At 39.7% G+C, this 21,038-nt stretch carries 21 protein-coding genes; 11 read left to right on the top strand and 10 right to left on the bottom strand.

Annotation, left to right across the window (positions count from 1 at the left end):
• Positions 1–111: 111 nt before the first annotated feature.
• The 7 genes from BFS30_RS12410 to xrtN all read left to right on the top strand — a co-directional run bounded on the left by BFS30_RS12410 (position 112) and on the right by xrtN (position 7,861).
• Positions 112–876 carry a DeoR/GlpR family DNA-binding transcription regulator gene (locus BFS30_RS12410; protein ID WP_069379595.1) on the top strand — a complete coding sequence of 255 codons (765 nt, stop codon included), beginning with the start codon at positions 112–114 and terminating at the stop codon, positions 874–876.
• 74 nt (positions 877–950) lie between these two features.
• Positions 951–1,592, top strand: a complete 642-nt coding sequence (locus BFS30_RS12405; protein ID WP_069379594.1) for a DUF47 domain-containing protein — start codon at positions 951–953, stop codon at positions 1,590–1,592.
• An 85-nt stretch (positions 1,593–1,677) separates the two neighbouring features.
• Entirely contained in the window at positions 1,678–2,298 is a 621-nt protein-coding gene (locus tag BFS30_RS12400; RefSeq protein WP_069379593.1) for a hypothetical protein, read from the top strand.
• The gene (locus BFS30_RS12395; protein WP_069379592.1) at positions 2,295–2,597 is read left to right on the top strand and encodes a winged helix-turn-helix domain-containing protein; all 303 of its coding nucleotides are present in this window, start codon (positions 2,295–2,297) and stop codon (positions 2,595–2,597) included. The genes BFS30_RS12400 and BFS30_RS12395 overlap by 4 nt, the downstream gene beginning before the upstream one ends.
• A 51-nt stretch (positions 2,598–2,648) precedes the next feature.
• Positions 2,649–4,016, top strand: coding sequence for a cell envelope integrity protein CreD (gene creD, locus BFS30_RS12390; RefSeq protein WP_069379591.1), 1,368 nt, complete (start codon positions 2,649–2,651; stop codon positions 4,014–4,016).
• A gap of 3 nt (positions 4,017–4,019) precedes the next feature.
• Positions 4,020–6,536 (top strand): XrtN system VIT domain-containing protein, encoded by a 2,517-nt coding sequence (locus BFS30_RS12385; RefSeq protein WP_069379590.1) that lies wholly within the window; start codon positions 4,020–4,022, stop codon positions 6,534–6,536.
• Positions 6,527–7,861: an exosortase N gene (gene xrtN, locus BFS30_RS12380; protein WP_069379589.1), complete on the top strand. Its 1,335-nt coding sequence runs from the start codon at positions 6,527–6,529 to the stop codon at positions 7,859–7,861. Before BFS30_RS12385 ends, xrtN begins: the two co-directional genes overlap by 10 nt.
• Here xrtN and BFS30_RS12375 read toward each other — a convergent pair.
• On the bottom strand, positions 7,832–9,277 hold the full coding sequence (locus BFS30_RS12375) for a M28 family peptidase (RefSeq protein ID WP_069379588.1): 1,446 nt from the start codon (positions 9,275–9,277) through the stop codon (positions 7,832–7,834). The genes xrtN and BFS30_RS12375 overlap by 30 nt on opposite strands.
• 100 nt (positions 9,278–9,377) lie before the next feature.
• On the bottom strand, positions 9,378–10,349 hold the full coding sequence (locus BFS30_RS12370; RefSeq protein WP_069379587.1) for a polyprenyl synthetase family protein: 972 nt from the start codon (positions 10,347–10,349) through the stop codon (positions 9,378–9,380).
• Between the two features lie 73 nt (positions 10,350–10,422).
• On the opposite strand from BFS30_RS12370, the gene BFS30_RS12365 reads away from it, so the two are divergent.
• Positions 10,423–11,424, top strand: a complete 1,002-nt coding sequence (locus tag BFS30_RS12365; RefSeq protein WP_069379586.1) for an alpha/beta hydrolase — start codon at positions 10,423–10,425, stop codon at positions 11,422–11,424.
• Here BFS30_RS12365 and BFS30_RS12360 read toward each other — a convergent pair.
• The 6 genes from BFS30_RS12360 to BFS30_RS12335 form a co-directional block, all read right to left on the bottom strand.
• Entirely contained in the window at positions 11,421–12,383 is a 963-nt protein-coding gene (locus tag BFS30_RS12360; protein ID WP_069382409.1) for a YpdA family putative bacillithiol disulfide reductase, read from the bottom strand. The two genes, BFS30_RS12365 and BFS30_RS12360, sit on opposite strands and share 4 nt — an antisense overlap.
• 21 nt (positions 12,384–12,404) lie before the next feature.
• A complete protein-coding gene (locus tag BFS30_RS12355) occupies positions 12,405–13,820 on the bottom strand; it encodes an MBL fold metallo-hydrolase (protein ID WP_069379585.1) in 1,416 nt (471 codons plus the stop codon).
• Positions 13,821–13,928: 108 nt separating this feature from the next.
• Positions 13,929–14,948, bottom strand: a complete 1,020-nt coding sequence (locus tag BFS30_RS12350) for an asparaginase (protein WP_069379584.1) — start codon at positions 14,946–14,948, stop codon at positions 13,929–13,931.
• Positions 14,949–14,951: 3 nt separating this feature from the next.
• Positions 14,952–15,719, bottom strand: coding sequence for a TatD family hydrolase (locus BFS30_RS12345; RefSeq protein WP_069379583.1), 768 nt, complete (start codon positions 15,717–15,719; stop codon positions 14,952–14,954).
• Positions 15,720–15,824: 105 nt separating this feature from the next.
• Positions 15,825–16,856: an FKBP-type peptidyl-prolyl cis-trans isomerase gene (locus BFS30_RS12340; RefSeq protein ID WP_069379582.1), complete on the bottom strand. Its 1,032-nt coding sequence runs from the start codon at positions 16,854–16,856 to the stop codon at positions 15,825–15,827.
• A 157-nt stretch (positions 16,857–17,013) separates the two neighbouring features.
• Positions 17,014–18,024 (bottom strand): DHH family phosphoesterase, encoded by a 1,011-nt coding sequence (locus BFS30_RS12335; RefSeq protein WP_069379581.1) that lies wholly within the window; start codon positions 18,022–18,024, stop codon positions 17,014–17,016.
• Positions 18,025–18,131: 107 nt separating this feature from the next.
• Here BFS30_RS12335 and BFS30_RS12330 point away from each other — a divergent pair, with 107 nt between their 5' ends.
• From BFS30_RS12330 to BFS30_RS12320, 3 genes are all read left to right on the top strand, one after another.
• Entirely contained in the window at positions 18,132–18,551 is a 420-nt protein-coding gene (locus BFS30_RS12330; RefSeq protein ID WP_069379580.1) for a nucleoside-diphosphate kinase, read from the top strand.
• Between the two features lie 121 nt (positions 18,552–18,672).
• Positions 18,673–19,401 carry an FKBP-type peptidyl-prolyl cis-trans isomerase gene (locus tag BFS30_RS12325; RefSeq protein WP_069379579.1) on the top strand — a complete coding sequence of 243 codons (729 nt, stop codon included), beginning with the start codon at positions 18,673–18,675 and terminating at the stop codon, positions 19,399–19,401.
• 52 nt (positions 19,402–19,453) lie between these two features.
• Positions 19,454–19,633, top strand: coding sequence for a hypothetical protein (locus BFS30_RS12320; protein WP_069379578.1), 180 nt, complete (start codon positions 19,454–19,456; stop codon positions 19,631–19,633).
• 4 nt (positions 19,634–19,637) lie between these two features.
• On the opposite strand, the gene BFS30_RS12315 is transcribed toward BFS30_RS12320, so the two are convergent.
• Positions 19,638–19,928 carry a DUF721 domain-containing protein gene (locus BFS30_RS12315; protein WP_069379577.1) on the bottom strand — a complete coding sequence of 97 codons (291 nt, stop codon included), beginning with the start codon at positions 19,926–19,928 and terminating at the stop codon, positions 19,638–19,640.
• Positions 19,921–21,024: a DNA replication/repair protein RecF gene (gene recF, locus BFS30_RS12310; protein WP_069379576.1), complete on the bottom strand. Its 1,104-nt coding sequence runs from the start codon at positions 21,022–21,024 to the stop codon at positions 19,921–19,923. Before recF ends, BFS30_RS12315 begins: the two co-directional genes overlap by 8 nt.
• Between the last annotated feature and the right edge of the window lie 14 nt (positions 21,025–21,038).

The following is a 21,038-nucleotide window of genomic DNA, read 5'->3' as shown; positions in this document are numbered from 1 at the left end:
TGAAAGCAAATACGTAACCTTACACAAAAAAATAAAGGAATAATTTATTTTTAACTTAAGTTTGTTGCATCTTTATTTCAATCAGACAACAGGACCACAATCAGACTTCAGATGATTAACATAGCAGAAAGACACCAATACATTCTTAATAAAATTCAAACTGACGGGTCAGTAGATGTTCAGGTTTTATGTAAAGAACTGGATGTTTCCTCTGTCACAATCAGGAAAGACTTAAAGCTTTTGGAGGATAAAAATCTTTTGTTCAGAACTCATGGAGGGGCAACTTTAAACAATCCCTATACCGTCGATAAACCGGTAAATGAAAAAGAACAACTGCAGTCTACCGAAAAGATGAAGATTGGTGCACTTGCTGCGGATTTAGTCGAAGACAATGACTCCATCATTATTGCTTCCGGGACTACTGTTCTGGCCCTGGCCAGGTGTATCAAACCCAAAGGCAATCTGACCGTCATTACTTCTGCGTTGAATGTTGCATTGGAGCTCGTCCACCATACCAATATTGAAGTTATTCAATTGGGTGGCTTACTCAGAAAAAGTTCATCTTCTGTAACTGGCCCTTACTCAGACAATATTCTGGGAAATGTATTTTGCAGTAAGCTTTTTCTTGGTGTAGACGGGATTGACCTTGAGTTTGGATTAACCACTACCAATGCTTTTGAGGCACACCTCAATCGCCAGATGATCGATTCTTCACAAAAGATAATCGTGCTTGCTGATTCTACCAAGTTTGGTAAACGGGGATTTGGAAAAATTTGCGGAATTGATGAAGTAGACCATATTATTACAGACAGTGGAATTTCCCCTCAAACGGTAAAAAACCTGGAGAGCATCGGAATAACAGTTTCCATCATATGATAGCCATCTGATAGCAGAAACTTCATCCTGGGTTAATATTACGATTGATATTTTTGAGTTATATCATCTGTAATATGAACAGCTTTTTCAAAGTCTTTAGCCCTAAGGATAAAAAGTTCCAGCCACTATTCGAAGAATGTGGAGGAAACCTAGTCAGTATATCGGAGAACCTGCTCCTTGCTTTGAGTACTACCGATGTTGAAAAAAGAAAAATATATATCAAGGAAATTGAGCGCATGGAGCATACAGGTGAGCTCATCCGAACCAGGGTATTCCTAAAACTGAGTAAAAGCCTCATTACTCCTTTCAGTCGTGAAGACATTCATGCCCTAATCAGCTCTTTATATGATATTGCTGATTACATGCATACCGCAGCCATTAATATTGATTTGTATCATGTTGTTGACCTCAATAAACCAATGATCAAAATGGCACAGCTACTCATCGACATGTGCAAAGATCTTGAAATCGCACTTAAAGAACTCAAAAGCTTTAAAAATACAGGGCTAATCAGCGATGTATGCCTGAGGATTTATAAAGGTGAAAGCCAGGCGGATTCACTTTGTAACCATGCATTAGCAGGATTATTCGAATCCGAGACCAATGCAATTGAATTAATTAAACAAAAAGAAATACTCCAGACACTGGAAATGGCTACAGATAAATGCGATGACGTCGCTAATGTACTGGAAAGCATTCTAGTGAAAAACGCTTAATATACCCCCCTTTTTTTATTGAATTTGCAATCCCCTATTGCAAGTTCAATTTTTAATACATTACTTTGCAACACAAAGTACTTTTATGGAAGAGAAAGAAATTTATACCGAACTCAATTCTATCAGGAATCTGATGGAGCGTTCTGCCAAATTCATATCCTTAAGCGGGCTATCAGGAATTATGGCAGGAGTTTATGCGTTAATCGGTGCTGGTTATGCTTATTATCTTGTATATGGTCCTTATGGCGGTCTGCAATACAGAGATTATTATATCAGTGATCAGAAAGTACTTTGGAAATTATTTTTTATTGCACTAACCGTGCTCATTCTATCTTTGGGTACAGGTGTTTTACTTACGCTGAGAAAGGCAGCGAAAAAAAATCAGAATGTATGGAATCCAAGCAGTAGAAAACTAATGGTCAACATGGCCATTCCATTATTCACCGGAGGTATTTTCATCCTTATCCTAATTGCCAGAAGTTATTATGGCGTAATTGCTCCGGCCAGCTTAATATTTTATGGACTGTCTCTGGTTGCCGCAAGTCATTATACTTTTGAAGATGTAAAATGGTTGGGCATCCTACAGATCATTCTCGGATTACTGGCGACTTTATTTCCAGGATACGGCCTTATCTTCTGGTCTATTGGCTTTGGGCTTCTTCATATCATTTACGGCTCTATCATGCATTTTAAATACGACAAGTGAGATCAGCCTTAGAACATTTCGATAAAGCCTTTGAAAACAGGATACGCTTGCAGATCATGAGCATTCTGGTGGCCAATGAGAATTATGACTTTAATTCCCTTAAGGAATTACTGGAGGTAACCGATGGGAACCTCGCTTCCCACCTGAAAGCTCTTGAAAAGGAAGAATACATCATTATTTATAAGTCCTTTCTGGGCAGAAAACCAAATACCAGCTATGCTGCCTCAGAAAAAGGAAGAACTGCATTTCTCAAACACCTGCAAGCCCTTGAAAATTTAATTAAACAGCAAAAGCTATAATTTTTTTTATTCACTTACTTTGAAATACAAAGTACTTTTAAACATCAAACTATGGAATCACTTCAATCTCTCCCTCAAAAATCAATCTTTGCTCAACTACAGGAATCTGTAGCTGCAAAGCTCTTCTTAATTGGCATGCTCACACTATTGCTTCTTCTGCCATCCTCCTGGATTCAAACGCTGATTACCGAACGCCAGCAGCGCCAGGACGAAGCCATCACAGAAATTGCAGAAAAATGGTCCGGGGCACAACTCATCGAAAGCCCCGTAATGCAATTGCCTTATAAGACATTTGTTAAAGTAGTAGATGCAGCGGGCAAAAGCACTTTAAAGGAAGATTTTTCGGTAATCTACATCCTTCCTGAAGAGCTCAATATTCAAACTCAGGTAAACCCTGAAATTCTGCATCGTGGCATTTTTGATGCTGTCGTGTACAATACAAAGCTGAAAATCCAGGGTCGTTTTAGTGAACTGGAATTAAAAAAATCCGGGATCAATCCCGATTTAATCCTATGGGATAAAGTGAAAGTAATTGCCGGATTAAGTGACCTTAAAGGATTAAAAAACAATCCAAAAATAAAGCTTGAAGACCTGGCCTATACCGCTGAACCCGATTTCTCCCCGGAAAACCTCTTCACCAATAGTCTCTCGGTACAGACCAACCTAAGTGCCGGCAAAACAACGTCCATCCGTTTCAATTATGACATTGACCTTCGTGGAAGCGGAGAGTTAAACTTTCTCCACCTTGGTAAGAACACCTCTGTAAATGTAACGGGGAACTGGAACAATCCAAGCTTTACAGGCAACTATCTACCCGAAACAAGGTCCATCACCGAGAAGCAATTTACAGGAAACTGGAAAATGTCTAATTTCAACAGACCTTTTCCGCAACAATGGCTGGGAACCAATAACGCATTAAACGAACAAAATAAAGCTAAAGCAACCTTTGGTGTCAAATTTTTGCTCCCTGTCGATCAATACCAGAAAACGATGCGATCAGCAAAATATTCGGTCTTGATTATCCTGCTTAGTTTCATCTCTCTCTTTTTTATTGAACTCCTGAATAAAATAAAGGTCAACTTACTTCAATACGTATTGATCGGGGCAGCGATGATCATATACTATAGTCTTCTATTGTCTTTTACTGAACAAATCGGCTTTACATTAGCCTACTTAATCGCTTCCATTGCCACAATTACACTGGTAAGTGCATTTATCGGAACATTTTTGAGAAATAAAAAAGCAGCTTTTGTCTTTGCAATCATCCTCAGCATATTTTATAGCTTCATTTATGTGATCATTCAATTGCAGGATATGGCGCTTCTTTTCGGCAGCATCGGCTTATTCATCACTGTAGCATGTCTGATGTATTTCTCTGTTAAAATCAACTGGAATAAAAATCAACCGGCGATTGCTTAAATCATGAAAAGATTAAAATCCATTCTTTTAGAAGACAAATTCCGCTTAAGCGGAATTGTCTCTATTCTTATTTCGGCCTTGGCATTTGTAATCTCTGGTTATCTTCCTACCGAAACAGCCTTCATTTTCTTTATCATCAGTTACGGCATTTCTACGATTTTTTGTGTCGCAGTTATGACTAAGGCATTTGCCACGTACAGGTGGAAGATGTCCAAAGGCAAAATAGAATATACAGCACTACTGCTAGTTCTTTGGTTTACCAGTGCTTTCTCACTAAATAAATCAATGAATGTTTTTAACAATTCCAGCACCTGGTTGTCGGTATATATCTGTCTGGCCTCCTTGTCGATAATCCTCTGTACCTTACAGGAAGCATTTAATCTATTCTTCAGGCATGTGCTTACCTTTTTCCTCGCAGCTTCAACAATATTGTTCATTTATTTTGCCCTTTACCTAATTCCATTATATCCGCTCAGTGTTCTCGCAGTGATTGTACTTGGCCTGTCACTTCATACTTTTATCCCGCTTTTTCTTTCCATTGTTGCCCTGGCTTTTCTGGTTAGGTTTTATAAAAAAACTCCTGCATTGAAATATACCATAGCATTCGGACTTTTTGTTCCTATGCTGATCTCGGTCTGGTTTACGATAGAATGGAGCCAATTAAATAAAAACATTAAACTGGCTCAAAACCACAATTCCCTGAATGAAAGTGTGCTGCCCGAGTGGGTGGAAATAGCGGTCCACCTCCGCAAATCGCCGATTACGGAAAAATACCTGAAAGCGGAACTCGTATATACTACCCCATTGGAAGATCGCAGCTGGTTTTCAGGAAACATCAGCTCTTCATTTTCGGAACCTAAAAAGCACGACCCTTTGGTCATGATCGCAAGTCTATGGTCTGGAAAACCTGAACTAACTCAAAATGATCGGATTAAGATACTTAAATCTATTTATGATTCCAGGCACCTTGCAGAAGAAAGACTATGGTCTGGTGATGATCTGGAAACACAAAGTGTAGCCAGTAACATCAAAGTATATCCGGAATATCGAATGGCATATACCGAGAAAATACTGAGCGTCCGCAACAATAACGAAAGGAAATTGAATACCGATCAGGAGGCCATATATACCTTTCATCTTCCAGAAGGATCCGTAGTCAGTTCACTTTCTTTATGGATCAATGGCAGAGAAGAAAAAGCACGTCTGACTACGAAAGGCAAGGCAGATTCCGCCTATAAAACCATCGTAGGTGTCGAAGTACGTGATCCATCTGTCGTCCACTGGCAAGAGGGCAACACCGTAAGCGTTCGCGTTTTTCCATGTACCACAAAAGAAAACAGGAAATTTAAAATCGGCATCACCAGCCCTCTTAAAAAAGAAGGCGGTCAACTCATTTACGAAAACACCTGGTTTGATGGCCCGACCGCAAAAAATGCAGAAGAAAGTATTCAGTTGGATTTCTCCAATCCTCCAAAACAATTCGATACTGACCTTAAGCGCCAGAAAAACGGAAAATATCTGGCCGACAGGCAGTATAAGGATAAATGGACATTGAGATTTGACAAAACTGAGCTATCTAATCAGTCCTTCTCCTTTGGCGCCAATAGCTACCAATTAAAAGAAGCAATTGCAGTTCCTACAGCTTTCAAACCAACAGACATTTACCTGGATCTCAATCGCTCCTGGTCTGAACAGGAGCTAAAAACGTTATGGCCACATATCAACCAGCAAAATGTATATGTATTTAAAGAAAAGCTGATAAAACTGACTGCGGAAAATTTAAGTTCTGTCTACAGCGACTTTTATAGCTTAAACTTCAGTCTCTTTCCATTCTATGAAATCTCAAATCCTGAAAATGCACTTGTCATTAGTAAAAGTAGTGGAAATGAACCCAACCTGAGAGACCTGGAAAACAGCAAATTCCAGGAAAACACCAGTCGTTTCTTTGCCGAGCCTAAAATCTTTCATTTATATCAACTAGGGGAAAAAAGTAGTCCTTATCTAAAAACGCTAAAAGAATTTGGAGTTTTCGACTATAATGAAGGAAACCTTGATCAACTCATTAACCAGCTTGAGAAAAGTCAGTTTAAAACTTTCCATGATCTGGATAATGCATTGGTGATTCCCAACGCGGAAATGAAAGTGAAAAAGATAGAAGGAAACGTGCAGACAACTGCTCCCGATCATCTACTTCGCCTATTCGCCTACAATGACATTCTGAAAAAAGCAGGCGCCTCGTATTTTGAGAAAAATGAGTTTCAAAACGACCTGCTTGGTACCGCAGACGAGGCTTTCATTGTCTCTCCAGTATCCAGTATGATCGTTTTGGAAAGTCAGCAGGATTACGACCGCTTTGGGATAGAAGAGAGCAAAAACAGTTTAAAAAATGCCTCCATTCAATCCTCCGGTGCCGCTCCCGAACCACATGAATGGATGCTCATCATTCTATGTGCAACTGTCATCATCTATTTTACTCATCAGGCCGGACATTTTAATAAACTTAAGTTATTATGGAAATAGCAGGATTAAAAAAACCTTTGATCAGCCTTCTGCCACTCATGATGTTCCTATGTTATACCATCATGTCGCTGAAGTTCTTATCAGAATACCTGGTCCCAGACATCGGCCTATATATAGGAATAGCCATAATTCCATATGTCTGCCGTATAGAGGCTGGAAATCTGTCATTACGTTTTCTGCTTCCTGCATTACTTTTTACCCTACTAGCCTTTTTTATCCCGGCAAAATCGACTCTGTTTTTTACCCTGGTATTCACCATATTGTTGCTATTTGAAAGTTTCCTGGGGAAGGTCAGTCTGAACTTCTTCTTTGTTCTGGCGCTGCTCTCCCCTCTTTTCAAATTCTTTAGTGACACGCTCAGCTTCCCCCTACGGATATGGTTAAGCAACACAGTTGCCGAAACCATAACCATGGCAGGAATAGCTGCCCGATCTGCAGGAAATATCATTACAATTGAAGGGTACGATTTCTATATTGATCAGGCATGTGCCGGACTAAACATGCTCAACATATCTTTATTAATCAGTCTTTTTATACTCAGCTATCATCAGAAGAAAAACAGCAGTACTCTTTCTTTTTTTAGCCTGCTGACCCTGCTAACAGTAACCTTTCTCTTCAACATCATTTCTAATTTCTTCAGGATTATGATGATTGTTATCTTCAAGATCATGCCGGAAACAATCGTGCATGATCTTGTTGGAATATGTAGCCTAATCATTTACGTTATCTTACCCCTAATCATGCTTAGCGGCTCTTTCGTTCAACGCTTTGGTAAAATACAACAGAAAGAAAAAAGACACAGCCAGAAAACAAAGTACTGCTTAAAACAGCCAGCCCTACATGTTCTATTCTTTGGCATGGTTATTTTTCTTTTCATTAATTCCGGAAAAAAAAATCAATCAAATCAGGCCAGTAATAATCTCTCATTAAAAGGATATCAGAAAACCAATCTAGAGAACAATGTCGTAAAGTTTGAAAATAAGAAAGCATTAATCTACCTAAAACCGACCCCATTTTATGCCCCGGAGCATAACCCGATGATTTGTTGGACCGGCAGTGGGTATGAGTTTCAATTGATAAAAAAAGAAATCATTAACGGAACGGAAATCTATACCGGCACTCTGGTAAAAGGAAAAGACAAAATTTATGCTTCCTGGTGGTTTGACAACGGGAAGATGAAAACCATAAACCAATTTCGCTGGAGGTGGAGTGCCGCTAAAGGAAGCCAGATTTTTTACCTGGTTAATGTAAATACCTCAAAAATTGAGGATCTTAAAAGAATTACCGCTACCCTGTTACCATCTCCATTCGCCGGCAATCTTTAATGGGATCTCCAGTTCATTTTCCTGAAGAAAGACCTTTAAAGCTTCCTCAGTCTGCTTAACGACAGGAATAGTCGGCGTATTGGCAAGTGCATATGCGAGCATAGCACTATACCTCACTGTATTTTTTAATCCTTGTTCATTTACCAATTTAAATACATCTCCATCAGAATGATAATAAGGTCCTGAATTATTAGGTAATTTACCGCCTGCACCACCACCCGTAGGTACCCCTTGTAATAAGAATGGCTGATGATCGCTATGTAATCCGGCACCGGAATAAAAGATATTCCTGAAACCAGTATCCAGCTTGCTGATCTGAGCACCCCATTCCGTAAATAAGGTTTTCATTTCTTTTCTGCTGGTTGAAAATCCTTTAGGATCATTAGTCATATCGTAGTTCAGCATAAATCTGAGTTGATCCAGTGTATTTTCTTTTTTAGCAGCTTCAACATAAGCTTTCGATCCCAGCAAACCTTGTTCTTCCCCCATAAACAAGATAAATTCCAAAGTTCGGTCAGTGCTCAGGTTTAATTTTTTAAAAGTACGCGCCATATCCATGATCGCAAAAGAGCCTATTCCATTGTCTATCGCACCTGTGGCCAGATCCCAGCTATCCAAATGCCCGCCTACCACAATCTTTTCTTCCGGATGTGTTTTCCCTTTAATGGTGGCGATCACATTTCGTGCTTTAATGAGTCCTGAAAAGTTGGTCATATTCAGGCTTGCAAATTGTTTTTTCGTTTTTAAAGCTTCCTTTAAGCGCATTCCGTTTTCCAGGCCAATACAAACTGCCGGAATAGGAATTAGTTTTCCTGTTACAGAAGCCGTTCCGGTAAGCAATACTCCATTTTTAACCCCGTTGATAATGATAATTCCGCTTGCACCATATTTAGTAGCAATCGCAGCCTTCTCTGAGCGATGAAGGGAAGGGGTATTAACAGGAGATCCTGGTAAAACACCAAGATAAACCAGGGCAATCTTGCCCTTTACTTTACCGCCATCTTTTTGGTAATCTTCTTCCAGCCCGTTCCCCAGGTCTACCATTTCACCAATAACATTTGCTTTCACAGGCGAATGTGCCAGGGTTACTGAACTGATCTTTTTCAATGTCTTTTCAGCATCCCCTATTTTGGTTTCATTGGTCAGCCGGCTCCAGCTTTCCACCTCAAATGGTTGATATTTTACTTCATAACCATAAGATTTTAAAAGATTAAAAGCATATTCTTCAGCTTTAGCCCCATTAGCGGAACCCGTCAGACGGTGCCCGATGCTTTCTGTAGCAAACTTCAAGTTGCCATAAGCATTGGAATTGGCCTGTACGTCTTTACTAATCTTCTCAAAAACAGGTGCAAAATTGTCTTGGGAATACGCAGAAAGAGCCATACCGCAGATGAGCAAACTAAAGAAAGCTTTCATAATGATGTTTTTTTGATGAAAGTAAGAATTTTGACAGAGCTGTCCTACAATGTCTCCTCTTTGTTCTGCAACAAATCTATTGCGAAGCAGACATTTCTACCTATTTCTTCCGTTCCGTAGTATAACGTACCAATTGCTCCAATCCGGTCCTCGCTTCTCCAGGTTCAAAACTGTGGAGAATATCAAAAGCCTCCTGTTGATACTGAACCATTTTTTCATTGGCGTAACGAACACCTTCTTTGGCGTTTACAAAATCAATGATCTCCTGTATTTTTGCAGGTTCATCCTGATGGTTTTTCACCAGATTAATCATTCTCTTTTTTTCTGATTTTTCGGAACGGTTTAAAGCATAAATTAAGGGAAGGGTAACTTTCTTCTCTTTAATGTCTATTCCTAAAGGCTTTCCGACATCGTCAGTACCAAAATCAAAAGTATCGTCTTTAATCTGGAAGGCAATACCAACCTTTTCGCCGAACAACCTCATTTTCTCTATCGTCTCTTCATCGGCACCGGCAGAAGCAGCACCACAGGCACAGCAGGAAGCAATTAAAGAAGCGGTCTTTTGGCGGATCACATCGAAATACAATTCTTCGCTGATGTCCATTTTTCGAACTTTTTCAATCTGCAGCAACTCTCCCTCACTCATCTGCTTTACCGCTTCAGAAACGATTTGTAACAAACGAAATTCTCCATTATTAACAGAAAGCAACAAGCCTTTTGCCAATAAATAATCGCCAACTAAAACAGCAATTTTGTTTTTCCATAAGGCATTGATAGAAAAGAAACCTCTTCGTTCATAAGCATTATCAACCACATCATCATGGACAAGTGTGGCGGTATGCAAAAGTTCTACTAATGCAGCGCCCCTGTGGGTCGATTCGATAATTCCGCCACAAAGTTTTGCAGCAAAAAAAACGAACATAGGACGAATCTGTTTACCCTTTCTTTTAACAATATAGTGGGTAATTCTATCGAGCAATGGCGCATCACTATGCATCGAAGCCTTGAATTTTTCTTCAAAGGCAGCAATGTCGGCGGCTATGGGGAGTTTTATCTGATTTATTCCTGGCATTTCAGGTAAAAAAATATGTGTGCAAACATAAATTAAATATCTTTAAAAGCGTACTTTTAGTAAAAAGTTTAAAGTGAAAATAACATTTAAAGTACTTATCGCCGTTATTTTGGTGGCTACTGTGGTATATTTCATAGGTCCTAAGCCGAAACATCCCGAGTATAATACTGAGATTCCTCCTGTGCCTGACCTTAATCAGCTGGAAGATTATGTGAAAAAGATAGAATCAAAGCATAAAGTAAAACCAGGTAACGAAGCGGAAATCGTCTGGGCGGACTCTGCTTTAAAAACCCAGTCAGAATATTCCATTGTCTATTTGCATGGCTATTCTGCTTCTAAAGAAGAAGGTAATCCTGTCCACCGTCATTTAGCTAAAGAGATCAAAGCGAACCTATACCTCGCCCGTCTTGCCGATCATGGGGTAGATACCACCTCTGCAATGGAATACTTCACAGCCGATCGCCTTTGGGAAAGCGCCAAACAGGCTATGGAAATAGGAAAAAGACTAGGCAAAAAAATTATCCTTGTGGGTACCTCAACCGGTGGGACCTTAGCTTTAAAGCTTGCGGCAACCTACCCTGACCAGATCAATAGCCTGATTCTCATATCCCCAAATATTGAGATCAATGATAAAATGGCTTTTATGCTAAATGCGCCATGGGGACTACAGATCGCCCGTTTAGCTTTGGGTGGTAAGGAAAGAGTAATTGAAGGAGAATCTGCTACTTACGAAAAATACTGGTACACCCGCTACCGCCTGGAATCTACCGTACAACTGCAGGAATTGGTAGAAACCAGCATGAATAAACAGACTTTCGAAAAGGTCAAACAACCCGTTCTTCTACTTTATTATTATAAAAACGAACAGGAACAGGATCCTACAGTAAAAGTATCTGCTGAATTGAGCATGTTCGACGAATTGGGCACACCGACAGGCTTAAAAGTTAAAACTGCAATTCCTAATGGGGCAAGCCATGTATTGGGTTCCCACATTACCTCGAAAGATATTCCTGCAGTGGAAAAGGCCATAGATAATTTTACCCATACCGTTCTAAAGATCCCTGTGCAACATTAGGATTGAGCGGCAATATGAGCAAAAATCTGTTCGGCATGAACCCTGCTGTTCTCTATAAACCATTTATGGGTGTCCATACCTCCACATACTACCCCTGCCAGGTATAATCCTGGCAGATTACTTTCCATAGTTTCCGGATCATAAAAAGGCTGGGTACCATCTCCCATTTCTACACCGAGCTTCTTCAACATCCCAAAATCAGGCTGATAACCGGTCATAGCTATTACAAAATCATTGTCAATCGTCTGTTCTCCCTCCGGAGTTCTGATGGTTACCTGATTGGTGTCTATAGACAATACTTCAGAATTAAAATGGGCAGTGATCTCTCCTTCTTTAATCCGGTTTTCGATATCAGGTCTTACCCAGTATTTCACATAAGAACCTATTTCACCCCTACGAATCACCAATGTCACTTTCGCCCCCTTCCGGTAAGTTTCCAACGCAGCATCGATAGCAGAATTATTTGCCCCGATTACCACCACATTCTGGAAAGCATAAAGATGGGGGTCTTTATAATAATGCGTTACTTTCGGAAACGTTTCTCCCGGGATATTCATCATCAAAGGAATATCATAGAATCCGGTAGCAATGATCACATGTTTTGCATCATAGCTTGTTTTAGAGGTTTCTACCATAAACTTGCCATCCATACCTTTACTTACTTTATCTACCCTTTCAAACAAATGAATGTTTAAAGAAAATTTTTCCGCAACTCTCCTGTAATACTCAACCGCCTCATTGCGGTTAGGTTTTGGATTGATGCTCACAAAAGGGACATCACCAATCTCCAGTCGTTGGGAAGTGGAGAAAAAAGTCATAAAAACGGGGTAATTGTACAGGCTGTTAACCAACGCTCCTTTCTCCACGATGACATAACTCAGGCCAGCATTTTTAGCTTCAATAGCACAGGCCATACCTATGGGGCCGGCACCGATAATCAGTACATCGTATGTTCTCATTAATTCATCTGATTTATGCAATTAAGCCCTCATCGCTTTAGAAGGACAGGCAAAGTCAGTACGTTTCAGACCTGTAGATTTAATTGCCGCATAACCTCCTGCAACATCAATCACATTTTCCACCCCACGCGCTTTAAGAATAGAAGCCGCAATCATAGAGCGATAGCCGCCTGCGCAATGAATATAGTAAGTCTCTTTATGATCAATTTCATTGGTCCAGTCATTGATGTAATCCAAAGGACGGGTTAAAGTCTGCTCAAGGTGTTCAGATTCATACTCTCCGGGCTTTCTGACATCCAATGCGTAGATATTTTCATTACTATTCAATATCCGCTCAAATTCAGCTGGAGAAACAGAGCTGATGCTATCCAGGTCTTTACCTGCAAATTGCCATAAAACAATTCCATCAGATAAAAACCCTATGGTATTGTCATACCCCACTCTCGCCAGACGGATAATCGCCTCTTCTTCCTTGCCCGGCTCACAAACCAATAAAAGCGGTTGTTTCAGGTCCGTGATCAAGGCACCTACCCAGGGTGCAAACTGTCCGTTAAGGCCAATGTTTACTGAAGAGGGAATAAACCCTTTAGCGAAGACCTGAGGGTCTCTGGTATCAAGAATCAGGGCTCCTGTAAGATTAGCCATCTCTTCAAATTCATCTGGTGATAAAGGGGTCAATCCTTTTTCGTAGACTTCATCGAAACGCTCATAACCATGCTTATTCATGGCAGCATTCTTTGCAAAATATTGTGGTGGAGGTAAAATACCTTCTGTTACTTCTTTTATAAATTGCTCTTTTGACGATGCTCTGAGTGCATAATTCACCTCCTTCTGGTGTCCAAGCGTATCAAAAGTCTCCTTACTCATATTTTTTCCGCAGGCCGATCCTGCACCATGAGCCGGATAAACCAGGACTTCATCAGGAAGAACAAGGATTTTATCATGTAAAGAATCATATAAGGTCGCAGCCATATCTTCCATCGTCAGTTCACCTTTCTGAGCCAGATCGGGGCGGCCAACATCTCCGATAAACAAGGTATCTCCTGTAAAAATACAATGAGGCTTCCCATCTTTATCCGTTAATAAGTAAGTGGTAGACTCAGGTGTATGTCCCGGGGTATGTAAAGTAGTAATGGTTAACTCACCAATCTTAAATTGGGCGCCATCGCTGGCGATAAGAGATTTAAATGTCGTTTGAGCGGTTGGTCCATAGACAATTTCGGCCCCTGATTTTTCCGCAAGGTCCACATGCCCGGACACAAAGTCCGCATGAAAATGAGTTTCAAAAATATATTTTATAGTTGCATTGTCTTTCTGCGCACGCTTCAGATAGGGGTCGATCTCACGTAAAGGATCTATAATTGCCGCCTCACCGTTACTTTCTATGTAATAAGCCGCTTCTGCTAAACAACCTGTATATATTTGCTCTATCTTCATTCCTTTTTATATGCTATTTAAGCACAAAATTAAGGTTATAATTGATGTACAGCAAATATTCAGGTATTAATGACAGTAAGTATACTGAAAGAATAGAGCAGAACTGCTTTAATTAGCAGTCAACTCTCCTCTTAACGACTGTTCCATTAAGGCTGCAACGTCCTGGTTATCTAATCCACGGCCCATCAGGTACATAAGTTTGGTAATCGTTGCCTCAAAAGTAGTATCATAACCACTAATCACTCCCATCTGCTGCAGCTTTTTACTCGTTTCATATTTCCCCAGCTCCACAGAACCTCTTTTACACTGAGTAATGTCTATGATTAGTTTCCCCCTATTAATGGCATCCTGCAAACTCAAAATGAACCATTCCGCCGTAGTGGTATTTCCTGAACCAAAAGTTTCCAGCACAATAGCATCTACGCCTGATTTGGTAATCGCATGCACCGCCTGAACGGAGATCCCCGGATAAAGCTTTAAAACCCCGATATTAGAATTGAAGCTGGTATGCACCTTAAGTGGCTCAACAGGTTGCTTTGCAATGTAATTCTTGAAGAATGACAAGTGTACACCTGCTTCTGCAAGGATCGGATAATTTGGAGAGCGGAAAGCCTCAAATTTTTCAGAATTGTATTTAATGGACCTGTTGCCACGAAACAACTGATAATCAAAATAAATACATACTTCAGGAACCATTGCTTTTCCTTGTTTTTTCATGGCTGCAATTTCCAATGCCGTGATCAGGTTTTCTTTTGCATCCGTTCTGATCTCACCTATTGGCAACTGGGATCCGGTAAGAATAACCGGTTTAGAGAGATTTTCCAACATAAAGCTCAGCGCAGATGCCGTAAAGGACATCGTATCTGAACCATGTAAAATAACAAACCCATCAAATTCCTCATATTTACTCTGGATTAATTTCGCCAGCTGTTCCCAGATCAGGGGATCCATATTGGACGAATCAAGAATAGGATCAAAAGAATGAACAGATAGATCGTAATTTAATCTCGCTAGTTCGGGCACATTTTGTTGGATCTGTTTAAAGTCAAAGGGAATAAGAACACCAGTTTTAGGGTCGTTTACCATCCCTATGGTTCCACCGGTGTAGATGATCAGTATTTTGGTCATTGATTAAATATTAAAAATGCTCCTGGAATTAGCCGTGGTTACTTCAGCAATTTCCTCTATATTGGTGTGGTAAATATCTGCTAATTTCTCGGCAATATGAACAAGATAACTGCTTTCATTTGGTTTTCCACGGAAAGGAACAGGAGCCAGGTAAGGGGAATCGGTCTCCAAAACCAGGTTGGTCAAAGGAATATCTTTCAATACTTCGTCTAATCCCGCTTTTTTATAAGTCACGACTCCACCAATCCCCAGATAAAACCCAAGGTCTATTGCTTTTCTCGCCTGTTCCAGGTTACCCGTAAAGCAGTGCAGAATCCCTCTTAATTTATCATCCTTCTCTTTTTCCAGAATCTCGAAGATCTCGTCGAAAGCTTCTCTGCAATGGATTACAATTGGCAGATCGAGATCTTTCGCCCATTTAATCTGTTCAGAAAAAGCAATCTGCTGGATCTCCAAAGTCGTTTTATCCCAGTGAAGGTCAATTCCGATTTCACCGATTGCATAGATCTGCCGGTCCACCATACTTTCACAAATCTCATCCAACACCAGCTCATAGTCTTCTTTTACATCACAAGGATGTAAACCCGCCATAGCAAAACAATGACCAGGGTATCTTTTAACCATGTTATCGATCTTCGCAATGGAATCAATGTCAACATTTGGCAGAAACAAACGCTCTACTTTGTTATCGAGGCAACGTTGCATCAGGAGATCCAGTTTTTCAAGATCGGTCTCGTAATACAGGTGGGTATGGGTATCCGTAAAAAGCATAGTCAAAGTTAATAAAAAAACCCTGCCCGGAATATCCGGGCAGGGTTTTCTATTTTATGGATGCCGTCTGATCACTCTTTGTGACCCTACGTTCCTCTTTTATTTCTAGTGTTTGTGACCTTCGTGTCCGGCAGCTGCAGGTGCAGTGGTAGTTACTGGTGCAATAGTCGCACCTGGTGTACCTGTTGGAGCAGTTTTAGGTTTTTTGATGTCAGATAATTCCACTTCAAATACTAATGGAGAGAATGGACTGATACCACCCTGCTGCATTCCACCTTCGCCATAAGCAAGATTTGAAGGAATGATCAAGGTCATTTTGCCACCTTTACCAATTAATTTCAAACCTTCATCAAACCCTGGAATCGCACGTCCCAAAGTGATTGGACGAGGACCATAAGTAGCCATAGGGTTGTGTTTACCTGATTCTTTAGCTATTTTTTCATCGCTGGTATCGAAAACATTGTCTTTACCATCAGATTTTTTAGTAGTTAATTTACCAGTATAGTTCACCATCATAGTATCTCCTAATACAGGTTTCTCAGCATTACCTGGTTTGCTGATTACATATTGTAATCCAGATGCTGTAGTTGTTGTTTTAAGGTTGTTATCAGCAATGTATTTTTTGATTTTTCCTGCTTCAGCGCCTTTTAATCTCTCGATGTTTGCTTTGTAGTCTTTTTCAAAGAAATCTCTTGCTTTTTTCTGGAAAGTTGAGTCAGCCTCACCTTTACCTTTTTGCAATACTTTTTCTACTTTAATGGTGAATACAAGATATTTATCTTTTGTATTTGCTGGCTTTGGTTGTCCTGAATATTTAGCAACTGTATCTAAATCTAATTTGAATGTAGCACTATCGCCTTCTCCAAATAAAGTCAATACATCGTTCATATCACCTGCATATACTTTTTTCTGAACAGGAAATACCTGAGGTGCATCCATATCCCATGTGTTTACCGTTACTGAATCTTTTTCAGTTTTCTGAATAAAGTTCAATTTAACAATATCACCTTCTTTGATTTTATCTTTACCACCATCTTTGTGAATGGTGTACATCAGACCTCCCGGGCCTTTTTTGTATTGGTTACAAGCAGCTAATCCAAGTGTAGCTGCGAAAAGAATTACTATACCTTTCTTCATGTGGTTTTTAAATTATTTTTTTTCGTTTTATGTTTATTTTTCTTCAGCGGTACTCAAGAGGGCTTCGCCGTTTTTCGTTTTATGTTTATTTTTCTTCAGCGGTACTCAAGAGGGCTTCGCCGTTTTTCGTTTTATTTCTCTAAAGGAACGATTCCTGTTATTGTAATAACTGTGTTTTATACTCTTCCAGTAACGCCTTAAACTCCAACACAGTATCTGTCAGATTTTTATCTGAATACCCACCTGCAGCGTTCCTGTGGCCTCCCCCATTAAAATATTTCTTACAAATTTCATTTGCAGGAAAATCTCCGGTGGAGCGCAAAGATAATTTAACTTTATCAGTTCTCTCAATAATAAATGCAGCAAGTTTTATCCCATTTACTGACAGCGCATAATTTACAATTCCTTCCGTATCACCGGTCTGAATATTGAATTCTTTTAGCTCCTCTTTAGTCACAGTAATGATTGCGGTGCGGTAATCACGAAGAATCTCCAGTTTATTGCTCAGACAATGTCCAAGAAAACGCAGTCGGTTCTCCGTTGCATTGTCATAGACCAGTTGATGAATTCTCCAATGTTCAGCGCCAAAATCAATCAGGTCTGCAGCAATCCGGTAAACAGTAGCATCAGCAGAAGGGAAACGGAAAGAACCTGAATCGGTCATGATACCTGTATACAAACAGGTCGCAATATCCTTATTCATAAATTCCCCCTCTTTCAGTTCATTGACAATAAAATCATAAACCAGTTGAGCTGCTGCACAGGCACTGATACTCCAATGGCGATAATCGTCAAAATCTTCGGGATCCAGGTGATGATCAATCATGATCTTATAAGCATCCGATGCCCTCACCAACTCTCCAAGTTCATTGATTCTGCTCAGCGTATTAAAATCCAGACAGAATACCATAGAAGCTTCTTCCACCAACCTGGCAGATAATTCCTGTTGTTCCGTATAAATGATCACATCAGAATTATTGGGAAGCCAATGTAAAAAGTAAGGGTAATCCGTAGGCGTAATCACCTTTACATGGTGCCCTTTCTGGATCAGATAAGCATATAAGCCCAAAGATGACCCCATCGCATCACCATCAGGTTTATGATGGGTGGTAATTACAATTTTCTGCGGCGTAGCCAGCAATGATTTTATTTCGGAAACAGATAGCATAATTTTCGTTGCAAAGCTAATGATTAAATGATTAAATGGAGCGTATTATATTTGAAGCTTTAATATTAGCAGTATAAAATGTAATTTTGCAAAAAAATTGAAATAAGATGAGTACAAACAGAACATTTACCATGATTAAACCGGATGCAGTTGCAAACGGACATATCGGCGCAATAATTAATGACATTACTGCAGCAGGTTTTAAAATCATTGCATTAAAATATACTAAACTAACTGAAGAAACTGCTGGTCAGTTTTATGCAGTTCACAAAGAACGTCCTTTCTATGCTGATTTAGTGAGCTTCATGTCTTCAGGACCTATCGTTGCTGCAATTCTTGAAAAAGACAATGCAATCGAAGACTTCAGAAAATTAATCGGTGCAACTAACCCTGCGGAAGCAGCTGAAGGTACTATCCGTAATAAATATGCAAAATCTATTGATGCAAATGCGGTTCACGGTTCTGATTCTGACGAAAATGCACAAATCGAAGGAGATTTCTTCTTTACTGCTGCTGAACGTTTCTAGAATTCAGTTAACAGATCACATAAACGGGTAAATACCTGTTAAAAATAAGCACCCCAACAAGGTGCTTATTTTTTTAAGGATACTTTGTACCTTTCCAGTCAAATTAAAACCATTGAAACTGATGAAAAGAATTTTTATCACCTTGTTACTTCCCTTTTGTACGCTCATCACTCTGGCACAAACAAAAGGCAAAAAGGCAACAGCCACTAAAAAAACAACCACTCAAAAAACTGCAACCAAAGTCACTTTTAACAACAGCCTTGACTCTGCGAGTTATGCTTTCGGAGCAAACATGGCAAGCAGTATGAAAAATGATGGCCTGGGAAGCTTAAATTATGATCTTTTGATCAAAGGATTAAAAGATGCTTTTGAAGGAAAAACCTTACTCATTAGCAAAGAGCAAGCCCAGCAACCCATCAGTAATTTATTTAACGGCCTCAGCAAAAAGAAATTTGCAGTGAATATTGCCGAAGGAAAAACCTTTCTTGAAAATAATAAAAAGCAGGCAGGCGTTCAGGTGACCCCAAGCGGATTGCAATATATTGTATTGAAAGCTGGTGATGGAATCAAACCTAAGGTAACTGATACGGTTTTGGCACATTATAAAGGTACCTTATTAAATGGAAAACAGTTCGACAGCTCTTATGACAGAAATGAGCCACTTTCTCTTCCTTTAAACCGGGTAATTGCCGGCTGGACTGAAGGTATGCAGCTGATGTCTGTAGGCTCAAAATATAAATTCTTTATCCCTTACCATCTGGCCTATGGCGAACGTGGTGCCGGACAGGACATTCCGCCTTACAGTACACTGATTTTTGAAGTGGAGCTATTGAAAGTGAACGGCAAATAAGACGATAAAAACCTTCGGGAGGTTTGTTTGTTAATTCATAAAGCTAAAACTTATGATAACGAAAAGACATTTCCCCCTGGCAATTATTACATTACTGTCCACCACCCTTGCAAGTTGTGAACTTGTTAAAGGCATATTTAAGGCCGGTGTATGGACCGGCGTTATTGTTGTGGTATTGGTTTTGGCTTTGATCATCTGGCTGATCAGCAAAGTCTTTGGTGGACGAAGCTAAAACCCTAAAGAAATACGATTTCTGTGATTACTTCAGAACCGGCACGCTCATTTAATTTTTCAATGATTCCGGTTCTGACCATCATCAGTTCGTTTTTAATCACAGAAGACTCTATTCTCACAAATAGTTTCTTCTGACTGATGTAAATCTGTGTGGTACGGTTACCAATTGCAACCCCCATCAGTTCCGGCCAAAGCGCAATGATGGAAGTTTCATCAAATTTGCCCTTAAGCTTATATACATTGAGCATTTTTCCAATGCCTTCTTTTAAAGTGATGTCATTAGGTTTACGCATGATTTACTGCTCCGTTATTTACCTCAAATAAAGTAACCGCTACATCTATTTTATTAAACACAGCCATTACCCGATCTCTGCCGGTATCTGTAATAAAAATTTGCCCAAAATCCTGGTGGGATACCATTTCCATCAGCTTATGCATCCTGCTATCGTCCAGTTTGTCGAAAATATCATCCAAAAGCAACAGCGGCTTAAATCCTTTAAACCTTTGAAGATAAGCATATTGAGCCAACTTCAACGCAATTAAAAAAGATTTCTGCTGTCCCTGGGACCCGAACTTCTTTAAAGGCATTCCGGTAATGGTAAAGACCAGTTCGTCTTTATGAATACCGGTAGTAGTCCTTTCCAAAATTTTATCCTTTTCAATAGATTGTGCCAGCAACTGAAGAAATGGAGTATCACTTAACTGCGACTGATAAAACAAGCTGACTTCTTCCTTGTCGTCTGTAAGGAACTTATAATATTTATCAAACAAAGGGATAAAATCCTTCATAAATTGCTCACGTTTGGCAAAGATCCGGTTTCCGGATTGAACCAGCTGCTCATTGTAAATCTCCAGCAGGGTCGGATCATAACTCCTGGTTACCGCAATCTGCTTCAGCAAAGCATTCCTGTTTAAAAGATGTCTGTTATATAAAATCAATTCATCCAGATAATGCGCGTCTGTCTGTGAAACTACATTGTCCATAAAGCGACGACGTTCCTCACTCCCATCCATAATGATATTGGTATCATAAGGAGAAATCATCACTAAAGGAAACAAACCAATATGGCTGGCCAGTTTATCGTACTCTTTTTTATTTCGCTTAAATTGTTTCTTCTGGTTTCTCTTTACACCACAGGTGATCTTCTCATTCTTCTTCTCCCGTTCAAAGTCCCCCTGAATCAGAAACAAATCTTCAGAAGTCTTAATCTGCTGACTGTCTATTGGATTAAAGTAGCCTTTACACAAGCACAGGTAATGTATAGCATCCAGTAAATTTGTTTTGCCGGCACCATTATTACCCACAAATGCATTCACAGTTTTCGAAAAACTGAGGCTTGCATCAGCATAGTTCTTAAAGTTGAGGAGTGTAATGTTTTTTAACCACATATTATTATGCTGTA

This window comes from Pedobacter steynii (assembly GCF_001721645.1).
In the GTDB taxonomy this organism is placed as follows: Bacteria; Bacteroidota; Bacteroidia; order Sphingobacteriales; family Sphingobacteriaceae; genus Pedobacter; species Pedobacter steynii_A.
The sequence above is the reverse complement of the archived record's forward strand: the minus strand, read 5'-3'. Positions and strand labels throughout refer to the sequence as shown.

Excerpts from the sequence above, each read along its gene's own strand:
- BFS30_RS12410 (WP_069379595.1), top strand. The coding sequence starts at position 112 with ATGATTAACATAGCAGAAAGACACCAATACATTCTTAATAAAATTCAA.
- BFS30_RS12405 (WP_069379594.1), top strand. The coding sequence starts at position 951 with ATGAACAGCTTTTTCAAAGTCTTTAGCCCTAAGGATAAAAAGTTCCAG.
- BFS30_RS12400 (WP_069379593.1), top strand. The coding sequence starts at position 1,678 with ATGGAAGAGAAAGAAATTTATACCGAACTCAATTCTATCAGGAATCTG.
- creD (WP_069379591.1), top strand. The coding sequence starts at position 2,649 with ATGGAATCACTTCAATCTCTCCCTCAAAAATCAATCTTTGCTCAACTA.
- BFS30_RS12385 (WP_069379590.1), top strand. The coding sequence starts at position 4,020 with ATGAAAAGATTAAAATCCATTCTTTTAGAAGACAAATTCCGCTTAAGC.
- xrtN (WP_069379589.1), top strand. The coding sequence starts at position 6,527 with ATGGAAATAGCAGGATTAAAAAAACCTTTGATCAGCCTTCTGCCACTC.
- BFS30_RS12375 (WP_069379588.1), bottom strand. The coding sequence starts at position 9,277 with ATGAAAGCTTTCTTTAGTTTGCTCATCTGCGGTATGGCTCTTTCTGCG.
- BFS30_RS12370 (WP_069379587.1), bottom strand. The coding sequence starts at position 10,349 with ATGCCAGGAATAAATCAGATAAAACTCCCCATAGCCGCCGACATTGCT.
- BFS30_RS12360 (WP_069382409.1), bottom strand. The coding sequence starts at position 12,383 with ATGAGAACATACGATGTACTGATTATCGGTGCCGGCCCCATAGGTATG.
- BFS30_RS12355 (WP_069379585.1), bottom strand. The coding sequence starts at position 13,820 with ATGAAGATAGAGCAAATATATACAGGTTGTTTAGCAGAAGCGGCTTAT.
- BFS30_RS12350 (WP_069379584.1), bottom strand. The coding sequence starts at position 14,948 with ATGACCAAAATACTGATCATCTACACCGGTGGAACCATAGGGATGGTA.
- BFS30_RS12345 (WP_069379583.1), bottom strand. The coding sequence starts at position 15,719 with ATGCTTTTTACGGATACCCATACCCACCTGTATTACGAGACCGATCTT.
- BFS30_RS12340 (WP_069379582.1), bottom strand. The coding sequence starts at position 16,856 with ATGAAGAAAGGTATAGTAATTCTTTTCGCAGCTACACTTGGATTAGCT.
- BFS30_RS12335 (WP_069379581.1), bottom strand. The coding sequence starts at position 18,024 with ATGCTATCTGTTTCCGAAATAAAATCATTGCTGGCTACGCCGCAGAAA.
- BFS30_RS12330 (WP_069379580.1), top strand. The coding sequence starts at position 18,132 with ATGAGTACAAACAGAACATTTACCATGATTAAACCGGATGCAGTTGCA.
- BFS30_RS12325 (WP_069379579.1), top strand. The coding sequence starts at position 18,673 with ATGAAAAGAATTTTTATCACCTTGTTACTTCCCTTTTGTACGCTCATC.
- BFS30_RS12320 (WP_069379578.1), top strand. The coding sequence starts at position 19,454 with ATGATAACGAAAAGACATTTCCCCCTGGCAATTATTACATTACTGTCC.
- BFS30_RS12315 (WP_069379577.1), bottom strand. The coding sequence starts at position 19,928 with ATGCGTAAACCTAATGACATCACTTTAAAAGAAGGCATTGGAAAAATG.
- recF (WP_069379576.1), bottom strand. The coding sequence starts at position 21,024 with ATGTGGTTAAAAAACATTACACTCCTCAACTTTAAGAACTATGCTGAT.